Below are 12,934 nucleotides of genomic sequence, written 5' to 3'. Positions count from 1 at the left end.
AATCCGACACTTCGGGTATTTAGTTGCTATTTGCATCAGGACGAGGCTACTCCACATCTCCACATTGATTTTATTCCTTATGTAACGGGCTGGAAGGGAAACGGAATGGCTACCAGGGTTTCGCTGAAACAGTCATTAATAGGTCTGGGATTTCAAGGTGGAAATAAGCATGATACGGAACTGAATCAGTGGATAAATCATGAAAAAGAAGTTCTGGCAGAGATTGCAAAGCAGTATGGAATTGAATGGGAACAGAAAGGTACTCATGAGGAACATCTGGATGTTTATAACTTTAAGAGAAAAGAACGGAAAAAGGAAGTACAGGAATTGGAGCAGGAGAAAGAGTATCTAACTGCTGAAAAAGAAGAATTAACAGCACAAATTGCAGAATCCAGGGTAGATATCCAAATTTTAAAAGACGATAAGGAACAGGCAATCAAGGCGAAGCAAGAAGCAGAACAAAAGGCAGGGAACGTAGAAAAAGAACTAAAAAGTCTGGAAGATCGCAGAGAACAGCTACAGCCGATTATGGATAATGTGAGCAAAGAAATTAAGGAATATGGAACGGTTAAAACGTTACTGCCGGAGGCTGGCACTCTGGAACGGGCGGTAACTTACCGGGATAAAAAGATTAAGCCGCTGTTTATTCAATTAAAGAATAAGGTCGCTGCAATGGCGGCTCAGGTTAAAGAACTTACGAAAGAGGTGGAAAATTGGAAGGGAAAATATCAAAAGCTGAAACAGAAATATAATGGTATTCAGAGCGAACTGAATGATATGCGTAAAGACAATCAGAAATTGTCAGAAGAAAAAGATATATTACAAGGTGTTTCTGATAGGTATGATCGTGTTGTGCGTGTTCTGGGAATAGAAACTGTAGATGCGGCAGTACAGCAGGATATTCAAAATGAGAAAACTCTGGAAGAAAAGCGACAGATGGAGCAAATGCCGAAGGGAAATATTCATGAAAGATTGGCATGGGGAATGAAAAAGAGCGAGATGGAGAATCAGCAGCGTAAGAAAACTAAATCAAAAAACAGAGAAATGGAGAGATAAGATTATGGAAAAACACATTTATGATGAAAAGAACGGATTAAGATATACTTTGCAAGGAGATTATTATTTGCCAGATTTGGCACTGAATGAAGAAGAACCGACATATGGAAAATATGGAATGTTACGAAAACAATTTCTGAAGGAACACAGATCAGCAAAATATCAATACTTGTTGTTGACTGGAAAGCTGACGGAACATCTGAATCAGATCGATCAGGAGAGCAGAGAACAGGTGGAAATGCTTATGGAACAGATGGCAGAAAAACAGGGTGTAACTGAAGAATTAAAGGTACGGAATCAGATGAAGTGGGTTAGGCTGATGAATAATATAAAAGCCAGTGCAGAAGAAATGGTGTTGAGAGAAACACTTTATATATAAGTATTGTTTGTAAAGGACTGAACAGGAAAAGCACAATACTATCCTGCTTATTAAGATTTATTTCACATCTCTTGATTTTTATTACGGTTACTGATATAGTTATTACAGTAACCGTAATAAGGAGGGGATGCTATGAGGGATAATGTGAAAAGTGGTGCACTCACAGAAGTGACATTCTATATTTTGCTTTCACTCTATTCACCTAAACACGGATATGCTGTCATGCAATTCATTGAAGAAAAAACAGGTGGGCGGCTTTCATTGGGAGCAGGTACTTTATATGGTGCATTAAATTCAATGCAGGAAAAGGGATGGATTGAGCTTTTCGGAGATAGTGAAGGTAGAAAAAAAGAGTATCTTATCACTGTAAAAGGAAAGGAGATAGCTGAAAAAGAACTTATCAGACTTCGTGAACTTGTAGGCATTGCAAGCGGAATTGTAGGAGGTACACTATGAGTAAAAAGTGTTATCGTTTTTTTGGTGGGCTATTGACGGTACAGAAAAACTGGCTGAATAAGATGGCTGAAAAAGGTTATCGCCTTATTCGAACGGGGAAATTACTCTATGAATTTGAAAAATGTAAGCCAGGTCAAGTTCAATATTGCGTGGAGTTTATAGGACAAAAATCAAAAGCTAATGCTGAAGATTACCATGATTTCTTGGAAGAAATGGGATATTCCGTATTCTATAAAAATATCAATCTTAATTATTCTGTTGGCAAAGTTCGCTGGCGTCCGTGGGCTGAAATTGGCGGTCGTATTGCAACAAACACTACAACATTTAACAGGGAATTGCTGATTGTAGAAAAAGAAAATGATGGAAAACCTTTTGAACTTCATACGTCCTATGAAGATAGGGCAAATTATTACAGTAATTTGCGAAATCCCTGGCTTTTATTAATGCTTATGCTCGCAGCATTTGCTACCGTAAATCGGTCTGTTATTTTAGGCATAATTGCTGTAATTTTTCTAATTCCTGTCATTATATACCAGTTGCAAATTATGAAAAATAGGCATGAAGCGAAGATGAAGGAGTGGTGATTCAGGATAACAAGGTTGGTTTAACTGATGCAATGTAATACACTGTCGTTTGAGGGTTAGTAGCCCGTTCTTAAATTTGTGGGCAGTTTGTTGCTGATGATATAAATATTAGAGAAAATTAATTGAAAGTTAAAAAAAGAAAGTAATAAGTAAACAAAGGCTCAATTGTAAACATGTATTGGGAACGCTATAATGGAAATAAGGACAGGAGGTGTGAACAATGCGTATTGGTGAGCAGATAAAAAACTATCGAAAAACTGAGGGATTAACACAAGAACAGGTGGCAAATTATCTGGGTGTTTCTACTCCTGCGCTAAATAAATGGGAAAAGGGAAATACATATCCGGATATCTCATTACTTCCAGCTTTGGCACGATTATTGAAAATTGATATGAATGAATTGTTTTCGTTTCGTGAAGAATTGACCGAAAAAGAGATTGGACAATTTGTGAATGAACTTTCGGAAGTTTCATTGGACAGCTTTACAAAGGCTTTCGAGATGGCATCTCGTAAAATACAGGAGTATCCTCATTGCGACTTATTAATTTATACGATCGCAACCGTTCTGAACGGATCTTTGACTTTGTCAGATCTTAATGACGAAGAACGAATGGAATATAATACAGCTATTATTGAGTGGCTGGAACGAACAGCAGATAGTCAGGTTGAAAGAGTGAGAAATTCAAGCGTTTTTATACTTGCAACAAAATATGTCCAAATGGAGAAATATGAAGAAGCAAATGTCCTTTTGAAAAAAATTCCTGATACTGTAATTGATGCAACGATTATGAAAACAAGTGTATTAGCACATCAGGAAGGAACAGACACTGCTGCGTTATTCCTGGAGGGGAAACTGCTACAGGCAGTTGTCAATATTCAAAGCTACTTGTATAAGTTAATTGAAATGGAAGAAGAAACAGGAAATCATGATAAAGCAGAGAGAATTGCTGAGATTACAGATCACATGATATCGTTGTTTGGATTATGGAATTACGGCAACACAGTGCCATATCTGCTGATTGCTGGATATCGAAAAGATGTAGAAAAATGTGTTCAGTTAATTAAGCAATTATTAAGTGAATCACAGAAGTCTTGGAATATGACACAATCCCCTTTGTATTACAGGTATGAAGATACTGCACAGGGAAAAGCCTTTTCAGGAGTTGGAAAAAATTTTGTTCGTGAATTATATTCGGAAATTGAAAATAAGAAAGAGTATGAATTCTTGAGAGGGAATAAGGAACTCGAATCAATTTTTGAGGAACACTTGAAATAGGTTGTAAAAATGTATGGAAATAGATATAGTTGAGAAAGAAGAAAATTTTTGACATTTCCACAGATGCGTGCTAATATGATTATAGAAAAAGAGTGCTACCGATAGACGGTTAGTCCGTTTTACTATTTAGAATATCATCAAAGATAACCGCTTAGTTTACCAGACCAGGGCGGTTATTTTTGTGGTTTATGATTATCTTTGCCTAATGTATATCCGATACTAAAGCAGGTTAAGCCGAAGCTCACTACTGCTATGAAGTCAATAATACTCATTGGCTTAGCCCTCCTTTCCACTGGATTCCTTTACAGGTTTCTATGTAATCAGAGGGTCACAGTCTCTCTGGAGAAGGACTAACCGCCTACCGTTATGGTAGCACCCATGTTTCGATTATAACAGTTAAAAATTACCGGTGCAATATAAAGTTGGTAGAGAAGTATCTAGTATCTACAGAAGAGAATCGGTTTGAGTATTCTCCGGTGCCAAAACGGTGCCAAGAAATCAGGCAAATCAAAATAGGTGGTGCAATTCAGCCGTTTTTCACTGTATTTTGGAGAGAAAACCATAAAAAATATGAGATAAAACGGGATTAAAGTATCGTGAAGGTGGACGTACTGTAGGATCAGGACGTGTTGCTACAATCATCGAGTAATACAATCTGAATATGGATTTGTTATCGTGAGATAGCGTTGTGTCCAAACGTAAGATACCCGTACAACTTCGGTTCTACGGGTTTTTCTGTTCCCTGGAAATATATAAAAGAGTGGAAAAGAATAACGAACAGTATAGAAAAACGGTTGCCGGGAGACTGTCCTGACAACCGTTTGTGATAACAGAATGATAACAAAATCCTGAAAGCGGATTGACAAATTTGAAATCAATGCTATACTACCACTATAACAAAGTTAGCAATAGGCTCTGGTTCGATTCCAGATATCGCCACCATATTAGGAATTCTTTTGAGTTCTATGATTTCGGGAATAGTATATGACATCGAAAAGTGCATTTACAAGAAAGGAATTGATATTATGAAAAAAGAAATCTTATTAGTAGGTCTGGGTATTTGCGGCGATATGGTGTAATGGTAGCATGGAATGATAAGCAATTCCCCCAGACCACCAAAAATAAAGAGCTCTTCGTGAGCTCTTTTTCTTATGCACAAAATTAAGTCAGATCATATGTCTTGATGTCATTGCCTTCAGTGCCCTTCTTAACGATAGTATGGCAACCTATAGTAGTTCCCATAGCGCGCAGTTTCCATTCTTCCTGGGTAGCATTTAGCTTATCCAGTTCTTCTTGTCTTTTATATTTATCTTCAATAGCTAATATTTCAGCTTTTTCCTTTTCCTAGACATTTTTAAATTGACACCATGTCCTGAAGAAGTCCTGCATTGTAGGATTATCGAATGTCAGCGCAACCTTCTGATCAGGTGTTTCAGCAAGTGAGAGGTTCACCGAATCATCAATAGAAAACAACAGAGAGAGTACATCTCCGACTGTTTCAATATTAAAATCCAGAAAAACACTTACGTTTAATCCCAGTGCAGTTGCTATCTTTTCTAACTGATCTGGTTTTGGATTCCGGATTCCAAGCTCATATTTTCTAATCGTACCTACGTTAATGCCAGACAGCTCGGCTAATTGTATCTGACTGTATCCTCTAAATTCCCGGAATGCCCGGATTTTTTTGCCAACCATAATGCTGCCTCCTTAATAATATTTGTGCTTCTATTCTAGCACAAAAGTGAATGATACAAAAGAGTGAGATTTAACAAATTCCTGATACGCAAGCAATAGGTATGGAATGAAAAAAATAAATTCGCAAATGTTTATTGACAAATTCACAAAAGTGAATTATTATAAGAGAACAATAAAAGAGTCACAAAAGTGACTCGAAAGGAGGACGCTATGAGAACTAATTATATGATGAATGTTGATGATGTCATGGAAGAATTAGGTGTGAAACGCAGTAAAGCATATTCTATTCTTAGCAGCTCAATGATGAACTGGCAAAGGAAGGATATGTAGCAGTTCGTGGAAAGATTCCACGTCCCTACTGGGAAACAAAATTTTATGGATGCTCTCAGAGAGCAGTATGAAGGAGGATTTAAGATGTCAGCTTACAAGGACAAAACACAGGGAACCTGGTATGTGAGCTTCCGTTATATTGACTGGACAGGAAAGAAAACGCAGAAGCTGAAAAGAGGGTTCAAGACAAAGAAAGAAGCATTAAATTATGAAAAGGAATTCATAAGAAAAACTGCAGCGGATATGAAGATGGAGATGAACAGTTTTATTCAAGTCTATTTTGAAGATAAAAAGAATGAGCTGAAAGAAAATTCAATCCGTAATAAGCAACACATGATGAACAAGCACATTGTTCCGTATTTTGGAACAAGAAAAATGAATGAGATTACACCAGCAGAGATTATCCAGTGGCAGAATACCATTCAGGGAAAAGGATACAGCAAGACTTATGAGCGTATGATCCAAAATCAGTTAAATGCACTGTTTAATCATGCACAGAAAATTTACAATCTGAAGGAAAATCCATGTAAGAAAGTAAAAAAGATGGGGAAATCGGATGCAAATAAGCTGGAATTCTGGACGAAAGCAGAATATGACAGATTTATTGCCGGGATTGAGCCGGGGAGTGAAGATTATCTGATATTTGAAATTCTGTTCTGGACAGGAATCAGGGAAGGAGATGATGATGATAAAATAAGACTAAATCAACGGAAACCCAGTAAATACAAGGGGTTGAGTCGATTTGGTCCTGAAAAAAACTTGCAACGAATCAACAAATTTAAAATGTACCCTATAGATTGGACAGTTTGAGTTTTTAAAACCCTTACCATTAGACAGTAAGTTTTAATGAAAACCCTTAAATCTATACAATGAGTTTACAGGGAACCCTTAACTTTGGACATGGTTCTGATGACCCCCTTTATTTTGTACAAAATCGATTTTTGACTCCGATTCAGATTGATATTAAAATAAAAATGAATTGGAGGAAATTATGGCAAACAGAAAGTTTACAGAACAGGAAATGCTCACACTGAGAAATAGCAAATATGTGTTGGATGTATCACCGAGCATTGTACATTTCTCGGCAGAATTTAAAAAACTGTTTTGGGAGGAACTGTCAAAGGGCAGGCTTCCACGTGAGATTGTTTCGACTCTTGGGATAGATCCAAATATCCTGGGGGATTCCAGAATAAATGGTCTGAAAACCATGATTGGAAATGAAGTAAAAAAGGGAAATGGTTTTCGAGATCTTAACACCTATGCACAGGGCTGCAACGGATATCTGTCGGCTGAAAATCGGATAAAATATTTAGAAATGCAACTGGCATATAAAGATCAGGAGATTGAGTTTCTAAAAAAAATTGTATCTTTAAATCCGGAGACGCCGGAATAATGAAAATACCAGCCCATGCAAAGTATCAGATTATTTATGATACTTTGCAAAAAAACGATAATCTATTGAATGTAGCTGCCATGTGCGAAATTGCAGGAGTATCCCGTTCGGGCTATTACCATTATCTCTCAACAGAAGACCAGCGAATGGAAAGAGAGGAACGGGACAGACAGGATTTTCTTTTGATTCTGAAAGCATACCAGTATCGAGGATATCATAAAGGTGCCCGTAGTATATATATGAGGTTGTTACACATGGAACCGCCTATAGTGATGAATATCAAAAAAATCCGTCGGCTGATGAGGAAATATAACTTACAGTGTCCTATCCGCAAAGCAAATCCCTATCGGAGAATGGCAAAAGCAATGGCAACTGCATATACCGCACCCAATATAGTAAACCGTGAATTCGAGGAACATGGACCAAGAAAAATTCTGTTAACAGATATCACGTATATAATAAATGGAAAAGCACCCCGGTGCTATATGTCAACAATTATAGATGCCTGTACCAAGGAACTGCTGTCATGGGTTCTCAGCGAATCATTAGAAATTGATTTTGTATTAGAAACAGTAAAACAGTTAATAGAAAAACATGGAACTAATTTAAGCACAGAAACATTAATACATAGCGATCAGGGTTCCCACTATACCAGCATTAAATTTATCCAATTGTTAAAGGATAATGAACTGAGACAGTCTATGTCACGTAGAGCAAACTGTTGGGACAATGCTCCTCAGGAATCATTCTTTGGTCATATGAAAGACGAACTGGATCTGTCAGAGTGCTACAGCTATGAGGAGATATTAAACGCAGTTAGGGATTGGACAGAATACTATAATACAGAACGTTATCAATGGGACTTAGCAAGGTTGTCACCTGTTGAGTATTATCAATATATGACAACAGGAATTTATCCTCTGATAATCCCTAAAGCAAAAGGTGAAAACAATCAATCAGAGGCATCACTTTGATGCCTCTACACAACAAACAAATATATAATAGAAATCTGAAAAGGAAAAAGTCATAGTGTCCTTGACAAAGGGTACACTTTAATTTATGAAGGAAAGGCCTACCTTTTATAAAAAACTTATTCAGATGAAAGAAAATTTCCGCTTTTATCTGAGATGCTTTTACTGTATCACGAAAGTGGTGATATTACAATTTAATAGCGAAAAACAGGACCGAATTAGCTCGTAATGGATGAAAATCTGTTTAGCTGATTCGGTCATTTTTATTGATTGAAAGGTGATGAAAAAATGGCTAGAATTATTTCTATTGTAAACCAAAAAGGGGGAACGGGAAAATCCGCATGTACAGCTAATTTAGCAGTAGGATTAGCACAAAAGAATATGAAAGTGTTGATTGTAGATGGCGATCCACAGTCTGATGTATCCGCAGGATTTGGATATCGTGATTGTGATGACAGTAATGAAACACTTACAGCTCTTATGGATGCAGTAATGAAAGATGAAGATATTCCTTCAGACTGTTATATCAGACATCAGGCAGAGGGAATAGATATTATCTGTTCTAACATTGGACTGGCAGGTACGGAAGTACAGTTAGTAAATGCAATGAGCAGGGAATATGTATTGAAACAGATTTTATATGGTATCAAGGATCAATATGATGCAGTCATTATTGACTGTATGCCATCATTGGGAATGATTACGATCAATGCGCTGGCTGCATCAGATGAAGTCCTCATTCCAGTTGAAGCGTCCTACCTGCCAATCAAAGGCTTGCAGCAGTTGTTAAAAACGATCGGTAAGGTTCGTAAGCAGATTAATCCGAAGTTGCAAGTCGGTGGGATTCTGTTCACGATGGTCGATGCGCATACAAATGATGCCAGAAATAATATGGAACTTCTTAGAAATGTATATGGAAGTCAAATTCATATTTTTGATAATTATATTCCATTTTCTGTAAGAATGAAGGAAGCAGTCAGAGAAGGACAGAGTATTTTCTCTTATGATCCGAAAGGCAAAGCTACAGAAGCCTATCGAAGAGTGACGGAGGAGGTGCTGAAAGATGCCATCTAAAAAAAGAGCAACTCCCATTTCCTTACAGCCACTTGATGCGTTGTTTGGAACAAATGAAGAGACGACCAATGGAATTAGTGAGATAGCAATAGGAAGCCTTCATCCATTTCCGAATCACCCATTTCAAGTAAAAGATGATAAGAAAATGGCAGAATTATCAGATAGCATTACACAGTATGGCGTGTTGGTTCCCGGTATTGTGCGGTTGAGAGAGCCCGGTGGTTATGAGATTGTGGCTGGTCATCGGCGAAAACGAGCATGTGAACTTGCAGGATTAGAGAAAATGCCGGTTATCATCAAAGATCTTACAGATGATGAAGCGACGGTGATCATGGTAGATTCCAACATTCAGCGAGAAGAGCTACTGATTAGCGAAAAGGCATTCGCTTACAAAATGAAATATGAGGCGTTAAAGCGTCAGGGGAAACGGTCTGATTTAACTTCTTGCCAAGTTGGCAAGAAGTTGGCGGCGGAAGAAGTCAGTCAGAATACAGGAGATAGTTCCAGACAGATTCTTCGATATATTCATCTGACAGAGTTGATCGCAGAGTTTTTAGAATTGGCAGACGAGAAGAAGCTTCCCTTTAATACAGCTGTTGAAGTTTCTTATTTGAGAACTGAAGAGCAGCAGATATTACTTCAGTATATGCATAATCACAATATAGTACCTTCCATGAAGCAGGCAAAGGAATTGAAGCAGATTTCAAAAGAGCGGATGTTGACGTATTCAGAAATTGACCAGATTTGCATGAATGAAAGTACTGAAAAAGTTCAGGTGCAGATTCCGGCGAAGAAATTGAAACAATATTTTCCAGATACATATACAAAGACTCAGATGGAAGAAATTATATTTATGCTTCTGGCATCGTGGGCAGAAAGAGAGGGTAAAGAATGAGCAATGAAGATATGGCAAGTAGAATACAAGTCTATCTGAAAAAGATAGAAAAGATACGTGTTAAACGGATAAAAAGAGAGAAGTTTAAACATTTGTTGAAAACATTAGGATTATCAGCAGGAAGGAAGTGAAAGTATGGCTTTAAAAATTGTACGAAGATATGATGCGAACGGAAGGGAGCTTACGGAGAAAGATCTGGAAACCTTTCGATTGGATTCTCCTGTGGTTAGAGAAATACTGGCAAACCTTAATCGGGAGGTGGCGGAAGGAATCAGACAGAGGGAGAAAAAAGATGACGATTGAAGATGTAATTAAAAAATCGATTCTGCCACTGGCATTTATGGTATTCTGGTTTTGGATGACAAAAACAATTATGAAGGTCAGTGGACAGACGGATTGGTTCTGGTGGGTATTTATTGCCGGACTTCCATTTGGAATACATAAAATGCGGTTGATTCTGATTCCGAGAGGAATGGATACCACAGCAACACTTGGGATGGCTGCATTAAGTGTCATCATTGGAGCATTGATTGGAAGTATCATGATTCCAGTGTATGTGATTAGAGCGATATACGTGTTTATACGGTATGTCATTGGAAAATAGAATATTAGATTGATAAGAGGCAGGCTTGCGAAAACAAAAATCGTAAGTCTGCCTCTTTTTTTGTGCTTAAAACCAGGCAACTCAGGGGAAGTCCCTTTTGCAAATATATATTCTTGGAGGATTTTTAAGATGAGAGAGCGAATTGAAAGTAAGCATGTAACTAAGGAAATCAAAAGTCAGATGCCAGTAATTCCGGTGGAAATTGTTAAAGAAAGAGGCTGTACGTTCTGCCCGTATTATCTGGGCAATTATGAGAAACAGCCACGTTGTATGATGAAAACCTGTGCCTGGGATGATGAAAATGAACGTTTCCATCCAGTTCTTCGTGAACTGATCCCATTTTACAAAGAGAAGATGGAAAAAGCAGAAGAAAAGTTCCTTGCAATGAAAAAGATTTATACAACACTGTTAGGAATGTTTGCCGATGAAATGAAGCAAGAAGAGTTGGAAAAAGATGAATGTTACGGATGTGCCTATGGAAAATGTGGACCATGTATCGGCATCTGTTACAAATCAATGAAAGCATAGGAGGGTTAAGCCAATGAATACAACAGTTATTTCCGGGCGATTGGTAAGAAATCCCGGATACAACGAAGTGGAGAATGAAAAAGGACTTCATAAGATTGCCAAGTTTGTTCTGGCAGTCAGAAGAAATTATTCCGATGAAGTCAGTTTCATTCCGGTAAAGGCTTTTGCAAAGAAAGCAGAATTTGCCAGAGATTATCTGATGCAGGGCACGAAGGTCATGGTGGAAGGCGAGATTGTCACAGGTAATTATGAAGATAAGGATACCGGGAAAAAGATTTATACCACCGAAGTGTATGCAAACCGGATTGAATTCGCAAGTGCAAAAATGGTTGACAGACCACCGTTTCCAGAAGATGCGGAAGGGTTCTTAGAGATCCCAGAGGGCATGGAAGAAGAAATGCCGTTTAGATAGAGGAGGATAAAAGATGGTTTCAGTAGATCAGGCGTATATGGTAGGGCATATGAAAAATGCCGATGGAAGTATCAATAACAAAAATGTAGTGCTGTCAGCAGCATGTGAAGCAGCGGAACTGTTCCAGTGCATGATGTCAGTAAATCAGAAACTGGAGGACTGGCAGAGATTTAACCACACCTTGGAGCAGCATCTTAGAAGTGTGGAATGTGAGAAAATCCATGATATTTGTCAGGCAGTATATGGAATGAAACATCCGTCCGATGAACTGGAAGGATTGTATCTGGCAAGAGAGGATGAACAGATATGCCTTCTGTACTATCAGGTATTTGTAGGGATGTTGGAAATCAATATTAATTCAGCCGAAGTGCTGTACAAACAGAAGGAGGAAACAATCAATGAGTAAGATGGAGTATATGCCGGTAGATTGTCTGCAGGTGCCGAAGGTGCTGTTCCAGATGGAAAAATACAAAAATCTGTCAAATACAGCAAAGATTTTATACAGCTTATTTCTGGATCGTTTGAAATTTGCGGTGCAGAATGGTTGGGTAGATGGTAAGGGGGATTTGTATGTAATTTATCCAAAAAGTGAAATGAAGAAAGACCTGAATACAACCAGATATGGGGTAGATCAGGCAGTACAGGAACTGGTGGAGGTTGGAAATCTGGTGCGTATCATTCCGAACAATGGAAAGGCAAACCACTTTTATATCAACGATATTTATGAAAATGAGATGGAGGAAGAATCAATGATGACATTAGACAGCATTATGGCAAATATGCCGATGGAAGAAAGAGAAATTATCATGGACAAGATGGTGGCAGCATCCAGAGATATTCTGGAAACAATTGCAGATATGGGATATCTGTATGAATATGAGACACCACTGACTTCAATGGAAGAAAGAAATTATCGAGATGAGCTGGGACAGCTTGCTGTTGATCAGATTTCCTGCGATGGCTATGAATTTGGCATGGATCTGGCGTTCGGAATTCTTGAAGAGAATGAGGAAAATGCTGATAGAGTACTGGATATTCAGAAATATGTGAACAGGCAGAATAAAAAGTGTTCAAAAAAGAAATTTATGAAAGTTCTGGAGACTCTGGTACACGCAATAGGAAATGATGAAGGATTTATTGCCGATATGTATGCGTGTGATAAAGAGGCTAGGGAAATCTATTTGGAAGAAGCGATGAATGCATTCAATTATGTGCTTGATGAATTATGTCATGGTACAGGAAGTGCAGCAGGGTATGACTTCAATAATATAGAAGAATAGG

General features: G+C 38.0%; 18 protein-coding genes and 1 pseudogene. 18 read left to right on the top strand and 1 reads right to left on the bottom strand.

What is annotated here, in order from left to right; all coding sequences use genetic code 11:
• From PGR14_RS07845 to PGR14_RS07825, 5 genes are all read left to right on the top strand, one after another.
• On the top strand, positions 1 to 1,056 hold a 1,056-nt coding region (locus tag PGR14_RS07845; protein WP_270223209.1), incomplete at its 5' end, for a recombinase.
• Positions 1,057 to 1,060: 4 nt separating this feature from the next.
• Complete coding sequence (locus tag PGR14_RS07840; RefSeq protein ID WP_117767282.1) at positions 1,061 to 1,435, top strand: TnpV protein; 375 nt, start codon at positions 1,061 to 1,063, stop codon at positions 1,433 to 1,435.
• Between the two features lie 132 nt (positions 1,436 to 1,567).
• Positions 1,568 to 1,891, top strand: coding sequence for a PadR family transcriptional regulator (locus tag PGR14_RS07835; RefSeq protein WP_055056227.1), 324 nt, complete (start codon positions 1,568 to 1,570; stop codon positions 1,889 to 1,891).
• A complete protein-coding gene (locus tag PGR14_RS07830) occupies positions 1,888 to 2,475 on the top strand; it encodes a DUF2812 domain-containing protein (RefSeq protein WP_118224602.1) in 588 nt (195 codons plus the stop codon). Before PGR14_RS07835 ends, PGR14_RS07830 begins: the two co-directional genes overlap by 4 nt.
• Positions 2,476 to 2,695: 220 nt before the next feature.
• The gene (locus PGR14_RS07825; protein WP_270223208.1) at positions 2,696 to 3,751 is read left to right on the top strand and encodes a helix-turn-helix domain-containing protein; all 1,056 of its coding nucleotides are present in this window, start codon (positions 2,696 to 2,698) and stop codon (positions 3,749 to 3,751) included.
• 1,344 nt (positions 3,752 to 5,095) lie between these two features.
• On the opposite strand, the gene PGR14_RS07820 is transcribed toward PGR14_RS07825, so the two are convergent.
• Entirely contained in the window at positions 5,096 to 5,446 is a 351-nt protein-coding gene (locus tag PGR14_RS07820) for a helix-turn-helix domain-containing protein (protein ID WP_270223207.1), read from the bottom strand.
• 210 nt (positions 5,447 to 5,656) lie between these two features.
• Here PGR14_RS07820 and PGR14_RS16265 point away from each other — a divergent pair.
• From PGR14_RS16265 to PGR14_RS07755, 13 genes and pseudogenes are all read left to right on the top strand, one after another.
• A pseudogene (locus tag PGR14_RS16265) lies at positions 5,657 to 5,847 on the top strand (DNA-binding protein).
• Between the two features lie 13 nt (positions 5,848 to 5,860).
• Positions 5,861 to 6,586: an Arm DNA-binding domain-containing protein gene (locus PGR14_RS07810; protein WP_270223206.1), complete on the top strand. Its 726-nt coding sequence runs from the start codon at positions 5,861 to 5,863 to the stop codon at positions 6,584 to 6,586.
• Positions 6,587 to 6,767: 181 nt separating this feature from the next.
• Complete coding sequence (locus tag PGR14_RS07805) at positions 6,768 to 7,169, top strand: HTH domain-containing protein (RefSeq protein ID WP_117570121.1); 402 nt, start codon at positions 6,768 to 6,770, stop codon at positions 7,167 to 7,169.
• The gene (locus PGR14_RS07800; RefSeq protein WP_117570122.1) at positions 7,169 to 8,143 is read left to right on the top strand and encodes an IS3 family transposase; all 975 of its coding nucleotides are present in this window, start codon (positions 7,169 to 7,171) and stop codon (positions 8,141 to 8,143) included. Before PGR14_RS07805 ends, PGR14_RS07800 begins: the two co-directional genes overlap by 1 nt.
• Positions 8,144 to 8,428: 285 nt before the next feature.
• On the top strand, positions 8,429 to 9,214 hold the full coding sequence (locus PGR14_RS07795) for a ParA family protein (RefSeq protein WP_118364963.1): 786 nt from the start codon (positions 8,429 to 8,431) through the stop codon (positions 9,212 to 9,214).
• Positions 9,204 to 10,109, top strand: a complete 906-nt coding sequence (locus PGR14_RS07790) for a ParB/RepB/Spo0J family partition protein (protein ID WP_118364964.1) — start codon at positions 9,204 to 9,206, stop codon at positions 10,107 to 10,109. The genes PGR14_RS07795 and PGR14_RS07790 overlap by 11 nt, the downstream gene beginning before the upstream one ends.
• Positions 10,106 to 10,240, top strand: a complete 135-nt coding sequence (locus tag PGR14_RS07785) for a hypothetical protein (RefSeq protein WP_015524546.1) — start codon at positions 10,106 to 10,108, stop codon at positions 10,238 to 10,240. The genes PGR14_RS07790 and PGR14_RS07785 overlap by 4 nt, the downstream gene beginning before the upstream one ends.
• A gap of 4 nt (positions 10,241 to 10,244) precedes the next feature.
• The gene (locus PGR14_RS07780) at positions 10,245 to 10,412 is read left to right on the top strand and encodes a hypothetical protein (RefSeq protein ID WP_165853758.1); all 168 of its coding nucleotides are present in this window, start codon (positions 10,245 to 10,247) and stop codon (positions 10,410 to 10,412) included.
• On the top strand, positions 10,402 to 10,713 hold the full coding sequence (locus PGR14_RS07775; protein ID WP_022068206.1) for a DUF6050 family protein: 312 nt from the start codon (positions 10,402 to 10,404) through the stop codon (positions 10,711 to 10,713). Before PGR14_RS07780 ends, PGR14_RS07775 begins: the two co-directional genes overlap by 11 nt.
• A gap of 129 nt (positions 10,714 to 10,842) precedes the next feature.
• A complete protein-coding gene (locus tag PGR14_RS07770) occupies positions 10,843 to 11,241 on the top strand; it encodes a hypothetical protein (RefSeq protein ID WP_044921493.1) in 399 nt (132 codons plus the stop codon).
• 13 nt (positions 11,242 to 11,254) lie between these two features.
• Positions 11,255 to 11,653: a single-stranded DNA-binding protein gene (locus PGR14_RS07765; protein WP_118364965.1), complete on the top strand. Its 399-nt coding sequence runs from the start codon at positions 11,255 to 11,257 to the stop codon at positions 11,651 to 11,653.
• A gap of 13 nt (positions 11,654 to 11,666) precedes the next feature.
• Positions 11,667 to 12,059 carry a hypothetical protein gene (locus tag PGR14_RS07760; protein ID WP_055060295.1) on the top strand — a complete coding sequence of 131 codons (393 nt, stop codon included), beginning with the start codon at positions 11,667 to 11,669 and terminating at the stop codon, positions 12,057 to 12,059.
• The gene (locus PGR14_RS07755; RefSeq protein WP_118364966.1) at positions 12,052 to 12,933 is read left to right on the top strand and encodes a replication initiator protein A; all 882 of its coding nucleotides are present in this window, start codon (positions 12,052 to 12,054) and stop codon (positions 12,931 to 12,933) included. Before PGR14_RS07760 ends, PGR14_RS07755 begins: the two co-directional genes overlap by 8 nt.
• Position 12,934: the final 1 nt, after the last annotated feature.

This window comes from Coprococcus sp. AF99-45, from assembly GCF_027663865.1.
GTDB lineage: Bacteria > Bacillota > Clostridia > Lachnospirales > Lachnospiraceae > Allocoprococcus > Allocoprococcus comes.
This window is presented reverse-complemented; position numbering and strand designations above follow the sequence as displayed.

What these genes read in the sequence shown, in the direction of transcription:
- PGR14_RS07840 (WP_117767282.1), top strand. Translation starts at nt 1,061, where the DNA reads ATGGAAAAACACATTTATGATGAAAAGAACGGATTAAGATATACTTTG.
- PGR14_RS07835 (WP_055056227.1), top strand. Translation starts at nt 1,568, where the DNA reads ATGAGGGATAATGTGAAAAGTGGTGCACTCACAGAAGTGACATTCTAT.
- PGR14_RS07830 (WP_118224602.1), top strand. Translation starts at nt 1,888, where the DNA reads ATGAGTAAAAAGTGTTATCGTTTTTTTGGTGGGCTATTGACGGTACAG.
- PGR14_RS07825 (WP_270223208.1), top strand. Translation starts at nt 2,696, where the DNA reads ATGCGTATTGGTGAGCAGATAAAAAACTATCGAAAAACTGAGGGATTA.
- PGR14_RS07820 (WP_270223207.1), bottom strand. Translation starts at nt 5,446, where the DNA reads ATGGTTGGCAAAAAAATCCGGGCATTCCGGGAATTTAGAGGATACAGT.
- PGR14_RS07810 (WP_270223206.1), top strand. Translation starts at nt 5,861, where the DNA reads ATGTCAGCTTACAAGGACAAAACACAGGGAACCTGGTATGTGAGCTTC.
- PGR14_RS07805 (WP_117570121.1), top strand. Translation starts at nt 6,768, where the DNA reads ATGGCAAACAGAAAGTTTACAGAACAGGAAATGCTCACACTGAGAAAT.
- PGR14_RS07800 (WP_117570122.1), top strand. Translation starts at nt 7,169, where the DNA reads ATGAAAATACCAGCCCATGCAAAGTATCAGATTATTTATGATACTTTG.
- PGR14_RS07795 (WP_118364963.1), top strand. Translation starts at nt 8,429, where the DNA reads ATGGCTAGAATTATTTCTATTGTAAACCAAAAAGGGGGAACGGGAAAA.
- PGR14_RS07790 (WP_118364964.1), top strand. Translation starts at nt 9,204, where the DNA reads ATGCCATCTAAAAAAAGAGCAACTCCCATTTCCTTACAGCCACTTGAT.
- PGR14_RS07785 (WP_015524546.1), top strand. Translation starts at nt 10,106, where the DNA reads ATGAGCAATGAAGATATGGCAAGTAGAATACAAGTCTATCTGAAAAAG.
- PGR14_RS07780 (WP_165853758.1), top strand. Translation starts at nt 10,245, where the DNA reads ATGGCTTTAAAAATTGTACGAAGATATGATGCGAACGGAAGGGAGCTT.
- PGR14_RS07775 (WP_022068206.1), top strand. Translation starts at nt 10,402, where the DNA reads ATGACGATTGAAGATGTAATTAAAAAATCGATTCTGCCACTGGCATTT.
- PGR14_RS07770 (WP_044921493.1), top strand. Translation starts at nt 10,843, where the DNA reads ATGAGAGAGCGAATTGAAAGTAAGCATGTAACTAAGGAAATCAAAAGT.
- PGR14_RS07765 (WP_118364965.1), top strand. Translation starts at nt 11,255, where the DNA reads ATGAATACAACAGTTATTTCCGGGCGATTGGTAAGAAATCCCGGATAC.
- PGR14_RS07760 (WP_055060295.1), top strand. Translation starts at nt 11,667, where the DNA reads ATGGTTTCAGTAGATCAGGCGTATATGGTAGGGCATATGAAAAATGCC.
- PGR14_RS07755 (WP_118364966.1), top strand. Translation starts at nt 12,052, where the DNA reads ATGAGTAAGATGGAGTATATGCCGGTAGATTGTCTGCAGGTGCCGAAG.